Below are 20176 nucleotides of genomic sequence, written 5' to 3' on the forward strand. Positions count from 1 at the left end.
TTGTGAAAAAGAGTGATTTAACAAATTGTTACGTTTATTACCGTAAATTGCGTTGATCGTCCTTCAAAAGGCTTCAGACTTAATCTTTTCAAAACTGCCGTACGGGTCACATTAAATGAAAGCGCTGAGTAAACTGTCTGTCGTTCTGCTGCTCTCCGGGGGAGCACTGTGTCAACAAGCCCTGGCTGATAACAACGTATTTACGGTTATGGATGACCCGAGCACTGCGAAGAAACCATTTGAAGGCAACGCCGCCGCGGGCTACCTGGCTCAGAGCGGCAATACCAAAAGTTCATCTGCAACGGCCAATACCAATATGACCTGGTACCAGCCAAGCACTGCCTACAGCCTGTGGGGAAATGCGAGCAATACCTCATCCAACGATGAACGCTCTTCCGAGACTTATCAGGTGGGTGGACGTACTCGTTATAACATGAACAGTGCTGATTACCTGTTCGGTCAGGCGAGCTGGCTCAGTGACCGTTTTAACGGCTACGACGGTCGCTCCATTCTGGCAGCGGGTTATGGTCGCCAGCTGCTGAATGGTCCGGTGCATTCCCTGCGTGTGGAAGCCGGTCCTGGTGTACGTTATGACGATTTTCATGAAGGTGGTCATGAAACTCAGGCACTGGCCTATGGGGCATTCAGCTACCAGTGGCAGCTGACTGACAGCACGAAATTCATCCAGGGCGTGTCCGTTCTGGGTAGCGACGATACCACCGTCAACTCCGAAACCGGCCTGCAGGTTGCAATCAACGATCACTTTGCACTCAAGCTGGCTTACAACGTGACCTGGAACCAGAATCCGCCAGAGTCCGCGCCGGAAAGAACCGACACTAAAACGTCGGTATTACTCTCCTACGCAATGTAATGCTTTTCGGGCCGATGATTCGGCCCGTTTTTGTTTGTTAGATTTTTTCAGTTCAGTCGGCGCAGCTGACGCCTCCCACTGTAATTTAATCCCGCACCGTGCAATTACCCGCCATGATGTGTAAGATGCTACACCTTCAAAGGTTTCTCTGATTTTGAGCCGCTTTTGAGTCTGTGTACCAAACCGTGTACCAAACCGGCAAATGTGAGCGGGTTTTAAGTACTAAGGGTTTGGTTTATAAAGTAAAACCAATGTTTGTATGTAGCCTTGCGTATGGGTTACCACTGCAATTAAGGATGTTACATGCCAGTTATTACTCTTCCTGATGGAAGTAAGCGTTCGTTTGACCACGCGGTAAGCGTGATGGATATTGCCCTGGATATCGGTCCTGGCCTGGCGAAAGCCTGCATTGCCGGACGGGTAAATGGTGAACTGGTGGATGCGGTTGATCCGATCACCGAAGATGCCAACGTGGCTATCATCACCGCCAAAGACGAAGCCGGTCTGGAAATTATTCGCCACTCCTGCGCTCACCTGTTAGGTCATGCGATTAAGCAACTGTGGCCTGATACGAAAATGGCTATCGGTCCGGTGATCGACAACGGCTTCTACTACGACGTTGACCTCGATCGTACCCTGACGCAGGAAGATATCGAGCAGCTGGAAAAGCGCATGCATCAGCTGGCCGAAACCAATTACGACGTCGTCAAGAAGAAGGTCAGCTGGCAGGAAGCGCGTGACGCCTTTGCTGCACGTGGTGAAACCTACAAAATGACCATTCTTGATGAGAATATCAGCCATAACGATCGTCCTGGCCTGTATCATCACGAAGAATATGTCGATATGTGCCGTGGTCCGCACGTACCGAATATGCGTTTCTGTCATCATTTCAAGCTGCAGAAAATTTCCGGTGCCTACTGGCGCGGCGACAGCAACAATAAAATGCTGCAGCGTATTTACGGCACTGCCTGGGCCGACAAGAAACAGCTGGCGGCGTATCTGCTGCGTCTGGAAGAAGCGGCTAAACGCGATCACCGTAAGATTGGTAAGCAGCTTGACCTGTATCATATGCAGGAAGAGGCGCCGGGCATGGTGTTCTGGCACAACGACGGCTGGACTATCTTCCGCGAGCTGGAAGTGTTTGTGCGTACCAAGCTGAAAGAGTATGAGTACCAGGAAGTGAAAGGTCCGTTTATGATGGACCGGGTGCTGTGGGAAAAAACCGGCCACTGGGAAAACTACAAAGAAGCCATGTTCACCACCTCTTCTGAGAACCGTGAATATTGCATTAAGCCAATGAACTGTCCGGGTCACGTGCAGATCTTTAACCAGGGGCTGAAATCGTATCGCGACCTGCCGCTACGTATGGCTGAATTTGGTAGCTGTCACCGTAACGAGCCGTCAGGTGCGCTGCACGGCCTGATGCGTGTGCGTGGCTTTACTCAGGACGATGCCCATATCTTCTGTACAGAAGAGCAGGTGCGTGATGAGGTGAACAGCTGCATCAAGATGGTGTACGACATGTACAGCACCTTTGGCTTTGAAAAGATCGTGGTTAAGCTCTCCACGCGTCCAGAGAAACGTATCGGTAGCGATGACCTGTGGGATCGCTCCGAGAAAGACCTGGCCGACGCGCTGAAAGAGAACGACATTCCGTTCGAATATCAGCAGGGCGAAGGTGCTTTCTACGGTCCTAAAATTGAATTTACCCTGCATGACTGCCTCGACCGTGCATGGCAGTGTGGCACAGTTCAGCTCGACTTCTCCCTGCCGGGCCGTCTGAATGCCTCTTATGTGGGTGAAAGTAATGAACGTCAGGTGCCGGTAATGATTCACCGTGCAATCCTGGGGTCCATGGAGCGCTTTATCGGGATTTTAACCGAAGAATATGCTGGCTTCTTCCCGACCTGGCTTGCTCCGGTACAAGTTGTGGTAATGAATATTACCGATGGCCAGTCCGAATATGTTGCAGAATTGACTCGAAAATTGCAAAATGCGGGCATTCGTGCAAAAGCGGACTTGAGAAACGAGAAGATTGGCTTTAAAATTCGCGAACATACTTTACGTCGTGTCCCGTATATGTTGGTCTGTGGTGATAAAGAGGTGGAATCTGGCAAAGTGGCCGTTCGCACCCGCCGCGGTAAAGACCTGGGAAGCATGGACGTAAACGAAGTGATAGCGAAGCTGCAGAATGAAATTCGCAGTCGCAATCTTCATCAATTGGAGGAATAAAGTATTAAAGGCGGAAAACGAGTTCAACCGGCGCGTCCTAATCGCATTAACAGAGAAATTCGCGCCACTGAGGTTCGTCTGACAGGCGTCGATGGCGAACAGATTGGTATTGTCAGTCTGAATGAAGCTTTAGAAAAAGCTGAAGAAGCAGGCGTTGATCTTGTAGAGATCAGCCCTAACGCCGAGCCGCCCGTTTGCCGTATCATGGATTACGGCAAGTTCCTTTATGAAAAAAGCAAATCTTCTAAGGAACAGAAGAAAAAGCAAAAAGTTATCCAGGTTAAGGAAATTAAATTCCGTCCTGGTACCGATGATGGCGACTATCAGGTAAAACTACGCAACCTGATTCGCTTTCTGGAAGATGGCGATAAAGCCAAAATCACGCTGCGGTTCCGTGGTCGTGAAATGGCGCACCAGCAGATCGGTATGGAAGTGCTTAACCGCGTCCGTAAAGATTTGTGTGAAGATATCGATCTGGCAATTGTCGAATCCTTCCCTACGAAGATCGAAGGTCGCCAGATGATTATGGTGCTCGCTCCCAAGAAGAAACAGTAGGCCCTAAAGTAATCCTGCCGTGCGCTTCGGCGTGCGGTGTGATTCGCCTGTCTGGTTCATTTTATTAACAATGCGAAGTGGATATTTTTTAAATGCCAAAGATTAAAACTGTACGTGGCGCGGCCAAGCGCTTCAAGAAGACCGCTTCTGGCGGCTTCAAGCGTAAACACGCTAACCTGCGTCATATTCTGACTAAAAAATCTACTAAGCGTAAACGTCACCTGCGTCCGAAAGGTCTGGTGTCTAAAGGCGATCTGGGTCTGGTTATTGCCTGCCTGCCGTACGCATAAGTATTTTTTTAAACTTTCAGAATATTAACAGGAGAGCTAAATGGCTCGTGTAAAACGTGGTGTAGTTGCTCGCGCACGTCACAAGAAAATCTTAAAACAAGCTAAAGGTTACTACGGAGCACGTTCACGTGTTTACCGCGTTGCCTTCCAGGCCGTTATCAAAGCTGGTCAGTATGCTTACCGCGACCGCCGTCAGCGTAAGCGTCAGTTCCGTCAGCTGTGGATTGCGCGTATCAACGCAGCAGCCCGCACTAACGGTATTTCTTACAGCCGCTTCATCAATGGCCTGAGAAAGGCTTCTATTGAGATCGACCGTAAGATCCTGGCTGACATCGCCGTATTCGACAAAGCAGTATTCTCTGCTCTGGTAGAAAAAGCGAAAGCAGCTCTGGCGTAAGCCAGATTTGAAGAGGGGAGCCTGTCTCCCCTTTTTTATTGCCTGTAACCTAAGCAAAAGATTGACTTTTCTGCATCCGGGCATTTCAATAGAACGGTTTCCGCAAGCAACCAGGTAACATTAAGCATGAACGCTAATTTTCGTTTCTTTTTTTACTTTAGCACCTGATTCTCGGGGGCTTTTGCGCAAAGAAAAGAAACGAAAAATCGCGCTAAAAGCCTCCCTCGTGGAGGCTTTTTTCGTTTCGGTGCTAAATACGTAACGATGTTATCGTAAAGACTAAAAACAGACCGGCCACGGTGGCTGGAAGAAGAGGAAAGCATGTCACATCTCGCAGACCTGGTGGCGCAAGCGAAAGCCGCCATCAATGATGCTCAGGATGTCGCCGCGTTAGATAACGTACGCGTCGAATACCTGGGGAAAAAAGGGCTTCTTACCCTGCAGATGACTACCCTGCGTGAACTGCCAGCGGAAGATCGTCCGGCAGCCGGTGCGGTAATCAATGAAGCTAAACAGCAGGTGCAGGATGCGCTCAATGCGCAAAAGAATGTGCTGGAATCTGCGGAGATGAACGCCCGTCTGGCTCAGGAAACCATCGATGTATCCCTGCCGGGGCGTCGTATTGAAAACGGCGGTCTGCATCCGGTTACCCGTACCATCGATCGTATTGAAACTTTCTTCGGCGAGCTGGGCTTCTCGGTGGAAACCGGGCCTGAAATCGAAGATGACTATCATAACTTTGATGCGCTGAATATTCCTGGCCACCACCCGGCGCGTGCCGATCACGATACGTTCTGGTTTGATGCCAAACGTCTGCTGCGTACTCAAACTTCCGGCGTGCAGATCCGCACCATGGAAACGCAGCAGCCGCCGATTCGCGTTATCGTCCCGGGCCGTGTTTATCGTAACGACTACGATCAGACTCACACCCCGATGTTCCATCAGATGGAAGGGCTGATCGTTGATAAAAACATCAGCTTCAGCAATCTGAAAGGCACACTGCACGATTTCCTGAACAACTTCTTCGAAGCCGACCTGCAGGTGCGTTTCCGTCCGTCCTATTTCCCGTTTACCGAACCGTCCGCGGAAGTGGATGTGATGGGTAAAAACGGCAAATGGCTGGAAGTGCTGGGCTGCGGTATGGTGCATCCGAACGTACTGCGTAATGTTGGTATCGATCCGGAAGTCTATTCCGGCTTCGCCTTCGGCATGGGCATGGAGCGACTGACCATGCTGCGCTACGGCGTTACCGATCTGCGCGCCTTCTTCGAAAATGATTTACGTTTCCTCAAACAGTTTAAATAAGGGCGGGTAAAACCAATGAAATTCAGTGAACTCTGGTTACGTGAATGGGTCAATCCGGCCATTGACGGTGAAGCCCTGTCCGATCAAATCACCATGGCCGGTCTGGAAGTTGACGGCGTAGATGCTGTTGCCGGTGCGTTCAACGGTGTGGTCGTGGGTGAAGTGGTGGAATGCGGCCAGCACCCCAACGCGGATAAACTGCGCGTAACCAAAATCAACGTGGGCAGCGATCGTCTGCTCGATATCGTCTGTGGCGCGCCAAACTGCCGCCAGGGCCTGAAAGTAGCCGTGGCCACCGTCGGTGCCGTACTGCCGGGCGATTTCAAAATCAAGGCTGCCAAACTGCGCGGCGAGCCGTCTGAAGGCATGCTGTGCTCCTTCTCCGAGCTGGGTATTTCCGACGATCACCAGGGTATCATCGAGCTGCCGCTGGATGCGTCGGTTGGTACCGATATCCGCGAGTATCTGAAACTGGACGACAGCACTATCGAGATCAGCGTGACGCCAAACCGCGCCGACTGCCTTAGTATCATTGGCGTAGCGCGTGACGTTGCTGTGCTGAACAAGCTGCCGCTGGTTGAGCCAGAAATCACGCCGGTAGCGGCAACGCTGGCCGATACCCTCCCGATTAGCGTTACCGCGCCGGAAGCCTGTCCGCGCTATGTGGGCCGCGTCGTGAAAGGGATTAACGTCAAAGCGGCAACGCCGCTGTGGGTGAAAGAGAAGCTGCGTCGCTGCGGTATTCGCTCAATCGATCCGGTCGTAGACATCACCAACTTCGTGCTGCTGGAGCTGGGTCAGCCGATGCATGCCTTCGATCTGGGCCGTATCAACGGCGAAATCATTGTGCGCCTGGCGGAAGAGGGCGAAAAGCTGACGCTGCTGGACGGTAACGAAGCGACGCTGAAAAACGATACACTGGTCATTGCCGATGCCAAACAGGCGCTGGCGATGGCCGGTATCTTTGGTGGCGAGCACTCAGGCGTTAATGATGAAACGCAGAACGTCCTGCTGGAATCGGCATTCTTCAGCCCGCTGTCGATTACCGGACGCGCGCGCCGTCACGGCCTGCATACCGATGCCTCTCATCGCTACGAGCGTGGCGTTGACCCTGCGCTGCAGCATAAAGCGATTGAACGCGCTACGCGCCTGCTGCTGGATATCTGTGGCGGTGAAGCGGGCCCTCTGATCGATGTCACCAGCGAGCAGCACCTGCCGAAGCGCGCAACGATTACCCTGCGCCGCGAGAAGCTGGATCGTCTGATTGGTCATGTCATTTCCGATGCGGATGTCACCGATTTCCTGACCCGCCTGGGCTGCGAAGTCACCGTCGGTAACGGCGAGTGGCAGGCGAAGGCACCAAGCTGGCGTTTCGATATGGAGATTGAAGAAGATCTCGTTGAAGAAGTCGCGCGCATTTACGGCTACAACAATATTCCACACGTTCCGGTCCAGGCATCTCTGGAGATGACCAAACACCGCGAAGCGGATCTGTCTCTGAAACGTGTCAAATCTCTGCTGGTGGATAAAGGTTATCAGGAAGCGATTACCTACAGCTTCGTTGATCCGAAAATTCAGGCGCTGCTGCATCCGGGAGAAGAGAGCCTGCTGCTGCCAAGCCCGATTTCCGTAGAAATGTCGGCGATGCGTCTGTCACTATGGAGCGGTCTGCTCGGTGCGGTGGTGTATAACCAGAATCGCCAGCAGTCTCGCGTTCGTCTGTTCGAAAGCGGTCTGCGCTTTGTTCCTGATACACAGGCAAACCTGGGTATACGTCAGGAGGTTATGCTGGCTGGCGTGATCACCGGCAATCGCAATGAAGAGCATTGGGATCTGGCGCGTCAGGCTGTTGACTTCTATGATTTGAAAGGTGATTTAGAGTCTCTGCTGGAATTAACCGGCAAGCTCGATGAGATCCAGTTTGTAGCAGAAGCCAATCCGGCGTTGCATCCAGGGCAGAGCGCCGCAATTTATTTACGCGGCGAAGCCATCGGATTCATCGGTGTGGTACACCCGGAACTTGAGCGAAAACTGGATCTTAACGGTCGTACGGTGGTGTTCGAACTGCTGTGGGATAAGGTCGCAGACCGCGTCCTGCCTGATGTCAGCGGCATTTCACGCTTCCCGGCAAATCGCCGTGATATTGCCGTTGTAGTGGCAGAAAACGTCCCTGCAGCAGATATCATCACAGAGTGTAAGAAAGTTGGCGTAAATCAGGTAGTTGGCGTAAACTTGTTTGACGTGTACCGTGGTAAGGGCGTAGATGATGGTTTTAAGAGCCTCGCTATCAGCCTGATTTTGCAAGATACCAGCCGGACACTCGAAGAAGAGGAGATTGCCGCTACCGTTGCAAGATGTGTAGAGGCACTGAAAGAGCGATTCCAAGCATCCTTGAGGGATTGAACCTATGGCGCTTACAAAAGCTGAAATGTCTGAATATCTGTTTGAGAAGCTTGGGCTTAGCAAACGGGATGCCAAAGAGCTGGTAGAACTGTTTTTTGAAGAAGTGCGTCGTGCTTTGGAGAACGGTGAGCAGGTCAAACTGTCAGGATTTGGCAACTTCGACCTTCGCGACAAGAATCAACGTCCGGGACGTAACCCAAAAACCGGGGAAGACATCCCGATTACGGCCCGTCGGGTAGTGACTTTCCGTCCTGGTCAGAAGTTGAAGAGCCGGGTAGAAAACGCTTCACCGAAAGAAGACTGATATTCGCAATTCAAAAAGGCCGCGCAAGCGGCCTTTTTCATGCGTACCATTTCATTCCAGCTCCCGGTATATGGCATAAATACCCGTCGCAGAAAAATCCCCATGAGCACAGTGAATAGCCTTCTTCTGTTCAATGAGAATAAATTTTCTGACTTTTTTAGTGTAGTAAATGGTGAATACAAAACCCAGAAGAAGCCACATAATGACTGCTAAAGTAAACGGAATCATTAACGTGACGAAGAGCTTTTCCTTGTTAAATTTAGCGATCGATTTTTCCAGGCCAGACTGACCCTCGGCTGTTGTCAGCAGGGTGCATAAATCCTGCCGGTTCCTGGCGCTGAGTAAATTCTGACTTTCTGTCGCAGATAAAGTGTTCCGGCGGCATTCCTCCGCCGTGACAGACCACCGCGAAGGCAGTAACGTCGTCGCTTCCGACGCTTTCGTCGCGGATATGTAGAAGGGTTTTCCGGATGCTTTCCAGATCAATAGCGTTGAATCTGGTGGGGTTCTTAATGTCTGAACCAGAGCGGGAATCAGAAACCAGGACGCCAGTAACAAAATAATAAAAAAGACAAAAGTAATGACCTTCTCAGGCCTGCCAATCATGGGAAGTTTCTTTAATGGAATTGAGATAATAAAGAAGTTCAGCATAAATGCCGGGACGCCACCTTTTTTCAAAATTTCACTGTGCCCTTTCTTACAGGTGAAAATTCTGTTGGCAATTTTCATTGCTGGTTTAATAAGCAAGGCCAGGATGGTGATTAACGCAACCGTCGTTCCTAACGGGGCATTGGTGAATTCAGCGTTGACCATATTGAGTGATGGGGTGATATTCTGCATTTCTGCACCTTAATCTGCTGTTCTGTATGGCAATAATTACCATCTCTAAAACGGTTTATAAAGCGCCGGGAAATCATCGACAGGGATCTATTCCCGGAGTTATCGCTGCCAATTCTGTTCTCAACCGGCGTGAACACTGCGCTGTTGAACGCCGACGGCATACTGAATGACACACCGTCCTTTCCGGATGACGCTTCCATTTTTCTCATTTCTCTCTAAAATTAACTCTCTGTTTTCTCTCCAAAACGTCGCTTATGACTCTGCTACACCATCAGATTACGCGTGCAAAACGGCGGTCAAGAATATGGATCAGCGCGCTGGCGATATTTTGCCTGGCCCTGCTGTTGCTCAGCCTGTGCGCAGGCGATCGCTGGGTGCCACCGACACGCTGGCTAACGGCCGATGCCGATCTGTTCGTCTGGCAGCTGCGGCTACCGCGCACGCTGGCGGTATTGCTGGTGGGGGCCACGCTGGCGGTAGCGGGCGCGACGATGCAGGCGCTGTTCAATAATCCGCTGTCGGAACCCGGCCTGCTGGGCGTATCGGCCGGGGCGGGTGTCGGGCTGGTGCTGGCGGTGTTCGCAGGCAATGGCGACCCGTGGGTGATGAGCGTTAGCGCCATTGCCGGTGCGCTGTTTATCACGCTGCTGCTGCTGCGTTTTGCCCGCAGGCATGTTTCAGGCAGCCGCCTGCTGCTGGCCGGAGTGGCGCTGGGGATTGTCTGTAGCGCGATCATGACCTGGGCGGTCTATTTCAGCAACAGTCTCGATCTGCGTCAGTTAATGTACTGGATGATGGGCGGTTTCGGCGGTATCGGCTGGAACGAGCGCTGGCTGATGCTGGCGCTGCTGCCGGTGTTACTCTGGCTGGCGACTTGCTCCAGGGTATTGAATCTGCTGGCGCTGGGTGAAACGTCGGCCCTTCAGCTGGGGCTGCCGCTGGTTCTGTGGCGCAATCTACTGGTGCTGGCGATTGGCTGGCTGGTGGGTGTCAGCGTCGCGCTGGCCGGAGCGATAGGCTTTATTGGCCTGGTGATCCCGCATATTTTGCGCCTGAACGGCCTCAGCGATCACCGGACTCTTTTACCCGCTTGTGCCCTCGCGGGCGCAGGTGTGCTGTTAGCCGCTGATATTATTGCTCGTGTGGCGTTAAACTCTGCCGAACTACCGGTTGGTGTCGTGACTGCCTCGTTGGGCGCACCGATCTTTATCTGGTTATTATTGAGCAACCGCTAGTCGCTAAAACGGCTATCTATCCACGTTAAACAGGAAAATTCAATGAGCATTTATGCAACAGAACTGACTACGCTGGACGGTGAGAAAACTACACTGGCACAGTGGCAGGGCGATGTCCTGCTGGTGGTGAACGTCGCCTCAAAATGCGGCCTGACACCACAGTATTCTCAGTTAGAGAATCTGCAAAAGTCCTGGCACGATAAAGGCCTGACGGTACTGGGCTTCCCCTGCAATGCATTTCTTGAGCAGGAACCGGGTACCGACGCCGAAATAAAAACCTTCTGCAGTACCACCTACGGCATCACCTTCCCGATGTTCAGCAAAATTGAGGTAAACGGGCCGCAGCGCCATCCTCTGTATGCGCAACTGGTTGCCGCGCAGCCACAGGCGCTGGTTCCGCAGGGGAGTGGCTTCCTTGAGCGTATGACCAGCAAAGGCCGCGCGCCGAAGCAGCCGGGCGATATCTTGTGGAACTTTGAAAAATTCCTCATTGGGCGCGACGGTCGCGTACTGCAGCGCTTCTCGCCGGATATGGAACCGGAAGATGAGGTCGTGGTTAGCGCAATTAAACAGGCGCTGGCGGGATAAGTGCTGCTGGATATCCGCCAGGTCGCCGTTGAACGGCGTCTTTTTCACTTTAGCGCAGCGGTCGGCAGCGGCCAGCTGATCCATCTGGTGGGGCCGAACGGTGCGGGTAAAAGCTCGTTGTTAGCCTCGCTGGCCGGTCTGCTTAACGTGCAGGGAGATATCCTGCTCAACGGTGAGCCGCTGGTGGAGTGGGCCGCACCGCGTCTGGCGCGACATCGTGCTTATCTGCCACAGCAGCAGCGGCCTTCAGAGCAGATGCCGGTCTGGCACTATCTGTTAATGCACGATCTACAGCAGACTTCGGCCAGCGAGCAGCGGCTAATGTACTTTACTGATGCGCTACAGATTAGCGATAAGCTGCATCGCCCATTAGGGCAGCTTTCCGGCGGCGAGTGGCAACGGGTACGGCTCGCCGCCGTGTTTTTACAGGTCAGCCAGCCGCAGGGGCAGCTTCTGCTGCTGGATGAACCGATGACCGGATTAGATATTGGCCAGCAGGCGGTGTTTGACCGTCTGCTTCCGGAACTGCTTGAACGAGGCGTGACGGTTATCATGAGCAGCCACGATTTGAACCATACGCTGCGGCATGCTGATTGTGTGTGGCTGATGCGATCCGGCCAGCCAGCGCTTCAGGGGGCGCCACAGCAGATCCTGACGCCGGAGCACCTGTCTGACCTGTATCAGGTGCCTTTCCGCCAGCTGCAGGTAGAAGGGCGCTCTTTTCTGACCACGTTCGCGTAACAGGCCGCGAAGGCTGTCAGCGCGGCGAGTTTGCCGCTAAAGTTAATATCCCGACTCCAGAGGATGGTGTGCTATGCGTTACTGGTTTGTGTTGATGATCGTGATTCTTGCCGGCTGCAGCAGCCATGCCCCTCCGCCAAAAACACAGCTTGCCGATCGGATAATGGTGATTGCGCAGCTCGACGATCAGCTTTCTCAATGGCACGGCACGCCATATCGCTACGGTGGGATGAGCCGGGGAGGGGTTGACTGCTCGGGGTTTGTTTATCTGACCTTCCGCGACCGATTTGATCTCCAGCTGCCTCGCACAACATCAGCGCAGACTGATATTGGCACGCGCATCAGTAAAGACGATCTGTTGCCGGGCGATCTGGTGTTTTTTAAGACCGGCAGCGGGGAGAATGGCCTGCATGTGGGTATTTACGACACCGATAATCAGTTTATCCACGCCTCGACCAGTCAGGGTGTGATGCGATCCTCGCTGGATAATGTTTACTGGCGCAAAGTGTTCTGGCAGGCGCGACGAATTTAAACGGACGATCGCGGCGTTGACCGGTTTTGTCAGGCCTGTTTATCCGATGATGTGGGAACAAAACCGAATAACCCTTCATAGTCTCCGTGTTTTATCAGCACTCCGCGACTTACACTAGACCGGCACCGCCTTCGGGATGTTCCCGCAGGCAATGATGGAGACAGCATGCAATTTAATAATACCTGGTTTCAGGAGCTGAGCGGCAGCTACAGCGCCGTATCGCCTACACCGTTGGCGAATCCACGTCTGCTGTACCGCAACGCAGCGCTGGCGTGTGAACTGGGTCTGGGCGACGACCTGTTCAACGCGCAGAATGTCGGGCTGTGGAGTGGCGACCGCCTGCCGGATGGCATGCAGCCGCTGGCGCAGGTCTATAGCGGTCATCAGTTCGGCGTCTGGGCCGGCCAGCTCGGTGACGGGCGTGGACTCCTGCTGGGTGAGCAGCAGCTGGCCGACGGACGTAAAATGGACTGGCACCTGAAAGGAGCGGGGCTGACGCCCTATTCGCGGATGGGGGACGGACGTGCGGTGCTGCGCTCCACGCTGCGCGAGTTTTTGGCCTCGGAAGCGATGCACGCGCTGGGCATTCCGACCACTCGGGCGCTGACTATCGTTGCCAGCGACGAACCCGTTTACCGCGAAACCACCGAACGTGGTGCGATGCTGCTGCGCGTTGCGGAAAGCCATCTGCGCTTTGGTCACTTTGAACATTTTTACTACAGCGGCAACCAGCAAAAAGTTAACGAGCTGGCCGACTACGCCATACGCCACCACTGGCCGCATCTGCATCAGGAGTCGGACAAATACCTGCTGTGGTTCAGCGACGTGGTGAAGCGTACCGCACGGCTGATCGCCAGCTGGCAGAGCGTAGGGTTTGCCCACGGCGTAATGAATACCGATAATATGTCGATTCTCGGCCTGACGCTGGACTACGGCCCTTACGGCTTCCTTGATGACTATCAGCCGGAATTTATCTGCAACCATACCGATCACCAGGGGCGCTACAGCTTTGAAAATCAGCCGATGATTGGGCTGTGGAACCTGAATCGTCTGGCGCATGCGCTTTCCGGCCTGATGACCACCGATCAGCTTAAGCAGGCGCTGGCGCACTACGAACCCGAGCTGATGCGTGCCTGGGGCGAAAAAATGCGGGCGAAGCTGGGGCTGATGACCGCCGACAAGCACGATAACGACATCCTGAACGGGCTGCTGTCGCTAATGACGCGTGAGGGAAGCGATTACACCCGGACCTTCAGGTTGCTCAGTGACAGCGAGCAGCAGCAGTCCCACTCACCGCTGCGCGATGAATTTATCGATCGCGACGCGTTCGACGGCTGGTATAACGTCTGGCGTCAGCGGGTGTTACAGGAAGAGCGCAGCGATGAAGATCGTCAGCGGGCGATGAAGCAGGCTAATCCGGTGGTTGTGCTGCGTAACTATCTGGCGCAGCAGGCGATAGAGAAAGCCGAAGAGGAGGACACCAGCACGCTGGCGAGACTCCACCAGGCGCTGTCCTGTCCGTTTGACGACGTACCAGAGTTTAGCGATCTTGCTCGCAGACCGCCGGACTGGGGTAAAAAAATCGAGGTCAGCTGCTCCAGCTAGCGGCGCAAAGCCACCTGTGGCACCCCTTCGATCTGATGCGGGTGCACCATCACGTCAGCGTGATACCAGCGCGTCAGCGTCTCTTCATCCAGCACGTCGGCCGGCGTGCCTTTGGCTACCAGTTTCCCCTGCGCCAGCAGTATTACGCGGTCCGACCACAGCGACGCAAGATTCAGATCGTGCAGCACGCAGCAGACGCTGAGCGGATGTTGTTGGGTCAGCTGCGACAGCAGGCGAAGCAGGTGCTGCTGGTGAAAGAGATCCAGCGCCGAGGTTGGTTCATCAAGGAACAGCCAGCCGCGCGGCCCGTCCTGCTGCCACAGCTGCGCCAGCGTGCGGGCCAACTGTACCCGCTGCTGTTCACCGCCGGAAAGCTGCAGGAAGTCGCGATTTGCCAGATTCAGACAGCCGGTCAGCGCCATCACTTCCTGAACGATCGCTTTTTGCGGTTGTCCAGGCCAGGGCGCACGGCCCATCGCCACCACATCGGTTACTCTGAGAGGGAAGCTCATATTGCTCTGCTGACGCATTACCGCACGCTGCTGTGATAATTTTGCCGGCGACCAGGCCGCCAGCGGCTTGCCGTTGAGCGTGCACTGCCCGCGCTGTGGCGTGTAGAAACCGGTCAGCAGACGCAGCAGTGTCGATTTACCAGCTCCGTTTGGCCCAATCAGCGACACCAGCTCGCCGGGACGTAGGCTGAGGGAGATATCTTCAAGCAACCAGCGCTGGCCCGGGTTATAGCCCAGCCCGCTGGCCGTTAATGACTCATCCATTCATACCTCCACGGCGGCGCAGGATTAGCCACAGGAACCACGGACCGCCTATCAGGCTGGTGAGCAAACCAACGGGCATTTCCGCCGGCGCAACCAGCGTACGCGCCAGCGTGTCCGACATCAGCAGCAGGATAGCACCGCTGAGCAGCGAAGAGGGCAGCAGCCAGCGATGATCGCCGCCGAGCCAGAAGCGCATCAGATGCGGTACGACCAGGCCAATAAAACCGATAATACCGCTGACCGATACCGCCGCGGCCACCAGCAGGGCGCTGAGCACCAGCAGGTAGCGCTGAGTGCGCGGCACATCAACGCCGAGATAGTGCGCTTCTTCCTCACCCAGCTGCAGCAGGTTCAGGCGCCCCGCAAGGCGCTGAACCAGCACCATCGCCGGTAATACGACTGAAGCGCATACCAGCACGGTTGGCCACTGTGCGGAAGCCAGGCTGCCCATGCCCCACAGCGATAACTGGCGCAGCTGCTGGTCGGTACTGACCCACGACAGTACGCCCACGGCTGCGGCACAGAGAGCGTTGATCGCAATCCCCACCAGCAGCAGGCGACTCAGTCCGCTAAAACCCTGGCGGCTGAGCAGGAAAATCAGCACTGTTACCGCAACACTGCCGATAAACGCCGCGAACAGCGGTACATACAGCGCGAAAATTCCCGGCAGCGAAATAGACATGACGATGGAGAACGCCACCGCCAGCGCCGCACCGCTGCTGATCCCCAGCAGGCCAGGATCGGCCAGCGGGTTACGGAACAGACCCTGCATTACGCAGCCGGAGAGCGCCAGCGCACCGCCGACGATGACCGCCAGCAGTACGCGGGGCAGGCGAATAGTAAACCAGATTTGCCACAGGCTGCTGTCCGTTCCGGCATGCCACAGCATCGGCAGCGACAGCTTCATCGCTCCGATATTGGCCGCGCTGACGGCGAGCGTCAGCAGCAGCAGCAGTAAAATGCCCAGCCAGCGTAAGGCGCGTGCTGACATCACTTAATGTTTTCCGCGGTCTGGCGCAGCTTCAGAATGGCCGCAGGGGTATCAATACCGAAGCCCAGCAGCGCCATGTCATCGACCACCAGCAGCTGCTTGTTTTTCGCCGCGGGAGTCAATGCCAGACCCGGCAGTTTCCACAGGTTTGCTTCACCGCCGACGGTTTTCAGGCCATCGGTGGTAATCACAATCAGCTGTGGCACACTGGCAACCACGCCTTCCTGCGACAGCGCCTGATAACGGTTTACCGAAGCCATGGCGTTTTGCAGACCTGCCGCCTGGATAGCGCTGTCGGCAGACGTGCCGCTGCCCGCAGCCATGGTGCCCATGCCCTGATGGGCGAGGATAAACAGCACCTTCACCGGGAGCTGAGTTTGAGGAATGCTGGCCAGCTCGCTGGAGATCTTCGCCTGAAGCGCTTTACCTTCCTGCTCGCGATGCAGGGCGACGGCAACAGTTTCAATTTTCTGATTGATCGCGGAAACGTCCGTTTTACCGGTGACATCGACCACTTTCACGCCGTTTTTTGCCACCTGTTCCAGCGCCAGTGCCGGTTTAGCCAACTCAGTGGTCAGCACCAGTGTGGGTTTCAGCGCGAGAATGCCTTCAGGGTTCAGCATGCGCATATAGCCGACGTCGGGCAGTTTCTTCACTTCCTCCGGGTGCCGACTGGTGGTGTCACGCGCGACCAAATCTTTCTGCCCATTCAGGGCATAGATAATCTGGGTTACATCACCACCGATGCTGACGATGCGCTCTGCGGCCAGGGTTGAAAACGACAGCGGTAAAACGCAAAGCGCGGCTAACCATGATTTCATGCTGAAACCTCCTCGCTGCTGAGGGTTGCTAACTGTTCGCGCCACTGGCTCTGTTCCGGCTGGCCTTCGCTACGCTGACCGTAAAGCTGGGCGATCTGTGTGCCGTCAGCGGCGAAAAGCTCAAGACTGGTGACGATGCCGTCGGCGGTCGGTTTACGGGTGATCCAGGTTTCAGCAATTTCCAGCTCCTGCAGGTGCAGGGTGAACGCCGGGTTGAAGATATTCAGCCAGTTGTGCATCGGCATCAGTTTCTCAATCACGCCGGTGAAAATCTGGGTGCAGGCGCGGTTGCTGACGAAAATCATGATTTCGTTACCGTCACGCTTAACGGTTTCCAGCAGCGTCGCCAGTGACGTATTGCTGACGCGGGTCGCCAGATCGTCGGCAACGGCGCGGAAAGCCTGCTGGCGGGATACGTTGTGGCGCTTCAGCAGACGGAAGAACTGGTGCACGTCGGTCATTGCACGCCACTCGCTTTCCAGTAGTGCGGCATCCACGCTGTCGGCAAAGCTGGCCGGTTCGGCGGCAAGCACGCTGAACTCTGCGTCCGGTTCGGCTTTGAATTCGGCAAGCACGGCCTGCCAGGCATCCATCTCAGTCTTATCGGTGGCATAGACTTTCAGCACCGCATCGCCCTGACGATCGAAGAACTGGATACTCTGACGCTCGCCGTGGCCGCTCATTTCCTGCAGATGGAACACGCTGACCCACTGATTAACCAATACGCGTAGATCCAACGCGCGCGGGTTCAATACGATCCCGGCATGCTCATTGATATGGATATTATTAAACGTGCCCAACTGTTCATGAACCGCATACTCGTTGCGGGTAATACATTTGGTTTCACCCACTTTTTCCAGCGCGTGCAGCAGTTCGCGCATCGCAGGGCGCAGCGGAGCAGCCTGATGGCCAACGCGTGCAGCGGTCAACTCGGCTTCGCTGATCCCCATCAGCGCGGCAAGGTCGCGGGCATATTTTTTCGGATGCTCTTCTTTTAATTCGGTGTAACGTTGGTATTGCGCTGTCATTGCTGCTCCTCACAAAGTTCATCCACTGACAATCGTCAGCGACAATCATTACCACTGATGGCTCGTAAAATCATGGCTGCCGATCTCATACTCGGGCACGATCACACAGAATAGCCGTTGATAGAAAAAGGATATTCATTATCAGAATGATAATCATTATCAGAGAAAGGCGGCGGTAATCAAGCAGAAATTCAGCTTATTGACGGGGGAGAGCATAGAAGATGAAAGACTGGCCATAAAATGGCCAGTCAGAAGATTAAAAACGACTATCGATAGCGTCGGCCAGCTGGGCCAGAACGGCCGCGCTGTCATCCCATCCCAGGCAGGGATCGGTGATGGACTGGCCGTAGGTCAGCGGCGTATCCGGCAGAACTTTTTGCGTCCCTTCCTGCAGGAAACTTTCTATCATCACACCGGCAATGGCCGTTGAACCGTTGCGGATCTGCCCGGCGATGGAGGCTGCGACATCTTTTTGCAGGCGATGCTGTTTCAGGCAGTTACCGTGGCTGAAGTCGATCACCATCTGCGTCGGCAGGCGATGTTCGGTAAGTGCCGCGGCGGCTTCAGCAATGTCTTTTGCATGATAGTTAGGCTGCTTGCCGCCGCGCATAATGATATGGCCGGAAGGATTACCGCTGGTCTGGTAAATCGTCATCTGCCCCTGCTTGTCGGGGGAGAGGAACATGTGACTGACGCGGGCCGCACGGATAGCATCCACGGCGATACGGATGTTACCGTCGGTGCCATTTTTGAAGCCGACCGGGCAGGAGAGCGCAGAGGCCATTTCACGATGAATCTGACTTTCAGTGGTGCGCGCGCCGATAGCGCCCCAGCTAATCAGGTCAGCAATAAACTGCCCGATCACCATATCGAGGAATTCAGTGGCGGTGGGCATACCCAGCGCATTGATATCCAGCAGTAGTTTACGCGCGACTTCCAGCCCGTGGTTAACGCGGAAGCTGCCGTCCAGATCCGGGTCAGAAATCAGTCCCTTCCAGCCCACCACCGTACGCGGTTTTTCAAAGTAGGCGCGCATAACGATTTCCAGCCGTGACTGGTACTTGTCGCGCAGCTCCTTAAGGCGGGCCGCATACTCCAGCGCCGCAGCGGGATCGTGCAGCGAGCAGGGACCGATCACCACCAGCAAGCGCTTGTCTTCGCCTGAAAGAATACGGGCAATACGCTGGCGGGAGGTCATCACAGTTTCGGCAACGGCTGGGGTAATGGGTTGTCTGGCAAGCAGTTCGGCAGGCGTTATCAGGCTGTCGATGCGCGCGGTCCGCAGTTCATCTGTTTTGTTCATGGTCTTCTCTAAATTTTTGTCTTCGCAACGGCAGGAATACCGGGAAGTAATGGCGATCACCTTAAAGCAAACGGCGATGATTTCAACCACCGCCGCTGGATAAATACCATAAAAAAACACAGATCCGCCGGTTTGCCCGACGTCAGTACATACGTCGCGCCAGCCCCATGATATCGAGGATCTTAGTGGCGATCTCTTCTACCGAATAGTTGGTACTGTTGAGATAACGGATCTGATTGGTGCGGAACAGCGCTTCAACTTCACCTACCTCCAGTCGGCACTGGCGCATTGAGGCGTAACGGGTATTAACCGCGCGCTCCTGGCGTATCGCCGCCAGGCGTTCCGGGTCGATGGTCAGGCCAAACAGCTTGTTCTGGAACGGTTTCAGCGCAGGCGGCAGCTTAAGGTTATCCATATCGTCCGCAATAAACGGGTAGTTCGCCGCTTTGATACCGAACTGCATCGCCAGATAAAGGCTGGTGGGGGTTTTACCGCAGCGTGAAACGCCCAGAAGTATCACCTGCGCTTCCTCAAGTCCACGCAGCGAGATGCCGTCATCGTGGGCCAGCGTGTAGTCGATAGCGGCAATACGGGCATCATATTTGCCCAGATTACTGGCGGTCAGTCCGTGGGTACGGTTAGCGACAGGGGCCGGAGCCACCCCCAGCTCCTGCTGCAGCGGCGCCACCAGCGACTGAACGATGTCCTGGCAAAAGCCATCGCTTTGTAAAATTATCTCGCGGATCTCAGGCGTAACGATAGAGATAAACACCAGCGGACGGATGCCGCTGTGCTGATAAATCGTATTGATCTGGGCCTTCACCGCCTGTGCCCGCTGCACATTCTCGACGAAAGGGAGGGTGACGCTGTTGGTTTCCACCGGGAACTGGGAAAGGACGGCATGGCCCAGAACTTCGGCGGTTATTGCCGTACCATCTGAAATATAGAAAACACTGCGTTCGGCATTCACGTCCATTTTATCTCCAGATTGCGCTATGCGGGCAGACTAATTTATTTCCGATGCAGAAAGCAAACTGTGATTTCATCGACAAAATAAAACGAAAAATCCAAAAAAATGATGATTTGAAATTTTTATTCTTATAATATTTACATTATCATTTCATTACGCATAAATGAAATGACGTTTCTGTTTACTATTCATATTATACGCCCCATCTTTTTAAAACATTCTTAAATGGAATCCTGATTTTGTTGCGCAAACAAATTTGCGCGTTTTATGCGTAATTTTTTAACCTAATGAAAATAAACAATTTTAATTTTAAATTTGATTTCATGAAGTCATTATCCTGCGCAGAGTTGTCTTAAAAACGCCGCTGCCGAGTTGCTTGAACGATTCAA

Annotated in this window: 20 protein-coding genes, 1 pseudogene and 1 other annotated feature; of the genes and pseudogenes, 14 read left to right on the forward strand and 7 right to left on the reverse strand. The window is 54.2% G+C overall.

Annotation, left to right across the window (positions count from 1 at the left end; translation table 11 throughout):
* The first annotated feature begins 115 nt into the window (after positions 1-115).
* The 9 genes and pseudogenes from AC07U6_RS00315 to ihfA all read left to right on the forward strand — a co-directional run bounded on the left by AC07U6_RS00315 (position 116) and on the right by ihfA (position 8357).
* Complete coding sequence (locus AC07U6_RS00315) at positions 116-871, forward strand: DUF481 domain-containing protein (RefSeq protein ID WP_105594997.1); 756 nt, start codon at positions 116-118, stop codon at positions 869-871.
* 303 nt (positions 872-1174) lie between these two features.
* A complete protein-coding gene (thrS, locus tag AC07U6_RS00320) occupies positions 1175-3103 on the forward strand; it encodes a threonine--tRNA ligase (protein ID WP_494762572.1) in 1929 nt (642 codons plus the stop codon).
* A 3-nt stretch (positions 3104-3106) separates the two neighbouring features.
* Complete coding sequence (infC, locus tag AC07U6_RS00325; protein WP_072166329.1) at positions 3107-3658, forward strand: translation initiation factor IF-3; 552 nt, start codon at positions 3107-3109, stop codon at positions 3656-3658.
* A gap of 92 nt (positions 3659-3750) precedes the next feature.
* Positions 3751-3948 carry a 50S ribosomal protein L35 gene (gene rpmI / locus AC07U6_RS00330; protein ID WP_010275699.1) on the forward strand — a complete coding sequence of 66 codons (198 nt, stop codon included), beginning with the start codon at positions 3751-3753 and terminating at the stop codon, positions 3946-3948.
* Positions 3949-3988: 40 nt separating this feature from the next.
* Positions 3989-4345, forward strand: a complete 357-nt coding sequence (rplT, locus tag AC07U6_RS00335) for a 50S ribosomal protein L20 (protein ID WP_494762573.1) — start codon at positions 3989-3991, stop codon at positions 4343-4345.
* 118 nt (positions 4346-4463) lie between these two features.
* Positions 4464-4588 (forward strand) — a sequence feature (Phe leader region).
* A pseudogene (locus tag AC07U6_RS00340) lies at positions 4472-4513 on the forward strand (hypothetical protein). Its footprint overlaps the feature before it by 42 nt.
* Positions 4589-4666: 78 nt before the next feature.
* On the forward strand, positions 4667-5650 hold the full coding sequence (gene pheS, locus AC07U6_RS00345; protein ID WP_494762574.1) for a phenylalanine--tRNA ligase subunit alpha: 984 nt from the start codon (positions 4667-4669) through the stop codon (positions 5648-5650).
* A 15-nt stretch (positions 5651-5665) separates the two neighbouring features.
* Positions 5666-8053 carry a phenylalanine--tRNA ligase subunit beta gene (gene pheT, locus AC07U6_RS00350; protein WP_494762575.1) on the forward strand — a complete coding sequence of 796 codons (2388 nt, stop codon included), beginning with the start codon at positions 5666-5668 and terminating at the stop codon, positions 8051-8053.
* A 4-nt stretch (positions 8054-8057) separates the two neighbouring features.
* Complete coding sequence (ihfA, locus tag AC07U6_RS00355) at positions 8058-8357, forward strand: integration host factor subunit alpha (RefSeq protein ID WP_017802142.1); 300 nt, start codon at positions 8058-8060, stop codon at positions 8355-8357.
* A 51-nt stretch (positions 8358-8408) separates the two neighbouring features.
* On the opposite strand, the gene AC07U6_RS00360 is transcribed toward ihfA, so the two are convergent.
* Entirely contained in the window at positions 8409-9197 is a 789-nt protein-coding gene (locus AC07U6_RS00360) for a DUF6216 family protein (RefSeq protein WP_494762576.1), read from the reverse strand.
* Between the two features lie 254 nt (positions 9198-9451).
* On the opposite strand from AC07U6_RS00360, the gene btuC reads away from it, so the two are divergent.
* From btuC to AC07U6_RS00385, 5 genes are all read left to right on the forward strand, one after another.
* Positions 9452-10432, forward strand: coding sequence for a vitamin B12 ABC transporter permease BtuC (btuC, locus tag AC07U6_RS00365; protein WP_494762577.1), 981 nt, complete (start codon positions 9452-9454; stop codon positions 10430-10432).
* A 42-nt stretch (positions 10433-10474) separates the two neighbouring features.
* Entirely contained in the window at positions 10475-11020 is a 546-nt protein-coding gene (locus AC07U6_RS00370) for a glutathione peroxidase (protein WP_494762578.1), read from the forward strand.
* On the forward strand, positions 11021-11761 hold the full coding sequence (gene btuD / locus AC07U6_RS00375) for a vitamin B12 ABC transporter ATP-binding protein BtuD (RefSeq protein ID WP_494762579.1): 741 nt from the start codon (positions 11021-11023) through the stop codon (positions 11759-11761).
* A gap of 73 nt (positions 11762-11834) precedes the next feature.
* Complete coding sequence (locus tag AC07U6_RS00380) at positions 11835-12293, forward strand: C40 family peptidase (RefSeq protein WP_200544612.1); 459 nt, start codon at positions 11835-11837, stop codon at positions 12291-12293.
* A 165-nt stretch (positions 12294-12458) separates the two neighbouring features.
* Positions 12459-13898, forward strand: a complete 1440-nt coding sequence (locus tag AC07U6_RS00385) for a protein adenylyltransferase SelO (protein ID WP_494762580.1) — start codon at positions 12459-12461, stop codon at positions 13896-13898.
* Here the strand turns inward: AC07U6_RS00385 and AC07U6_RS00390 are convergent.
* The 6 genes from AC07U6_RS00390 to ppsR all read right to left on the reverse strand — a co-directional run bounded on the left by AC07U6_RS00390 (position 13895) and on the right by ppsR (position 19793).
* The gene (locus AC07U6_RS00390) at positions 13895-14674 is read right to left on the reverse strand and encodes a heme ABC transporter ATP-binding protein (RefSeq protein WP_494762581.1); all 780 of its coding nucleotides are present in this window, start codon (positions 14672-14674) and stop codon (positions 13895-13897) included. The two genes, AC07U6_RS00385 and AC07U6_RS00390, sit on opposite strands and share 4 nt — an antisense overlap.
* Entirely contained in the window at positions 14667-15668 is a 1002-nt protein-coding gene (locus AC07U6_RS00395) for a FecCD family ABC transporter permease (RefSeq protein ID WP_494762582.1), read from the reverse strand. The genes AC07U6_RS00390 and AC07U6_RS00395 overlap by 8 nt, the downstream gene beginning before the upstream one ends.
* Positions 15665-16486 carry a heme/hemin ABC transporter substrate-binding protein gene (locus AC07U6_RS00400; RefSeq protein WP_494762583.1) on the reverse strand — a complete coding sequence of 274 codons (822 nt, stop codon included), beginning with the start codon at positions 16484-16486 and terminating at the stop codon, positions 15665-15667. Before AC07U6_RS00400 ends, AC07U6_RS00395 begins: the two co-directional genes overlap by 4 nt.
* Positions 16483-17514, reverse strand: coding sequence for a hemin-degrading factor (locus tag AC07U6_RS00405; protein ID WP_494762584.1), 1032 nt, complete (start codon positions 17512-17514; stop codon positions 16483-16485). The genes AC07U6_RS00400 and AC07U6_RS00405 overlap by 4 nt, the downstream gene beginning before the upstream one ends.
* A 256-nt stretch (positions 17515-17770) precedes the next feature.
* A complete protein-coding gene (locus AC07U6_RS00410; RefSeq protein ID WP_494762585.1) occupies positions 17771-18817 on the reverse strand; it encodes a 3-deoxy-7-phosphoheptulonate synthase in 1047 nt (348 codons plus the stop codon).
* Positions 18818-18959: 142 nt separating this feature from the next.
* The gene (gene ppsR / locus AC07U6_RS00415; protein ID WP_105594982.1) at positions 18960-19793 is read right to left on the reverse strand and encodes a posphoenolpyruvate synthetase regulatory kinase/phosphorylase PpsR; all 834 of its coding nucleotides are present in this window, start codon (positions 19791-19793) and stop codon (positions 18960-18962) included.
* Positions 19794-20176 lie beyond the last annotated feature (383 nt).

The organism is Erwinia sp. GW821-FHT03D09 (assembly GCF_059420805.1).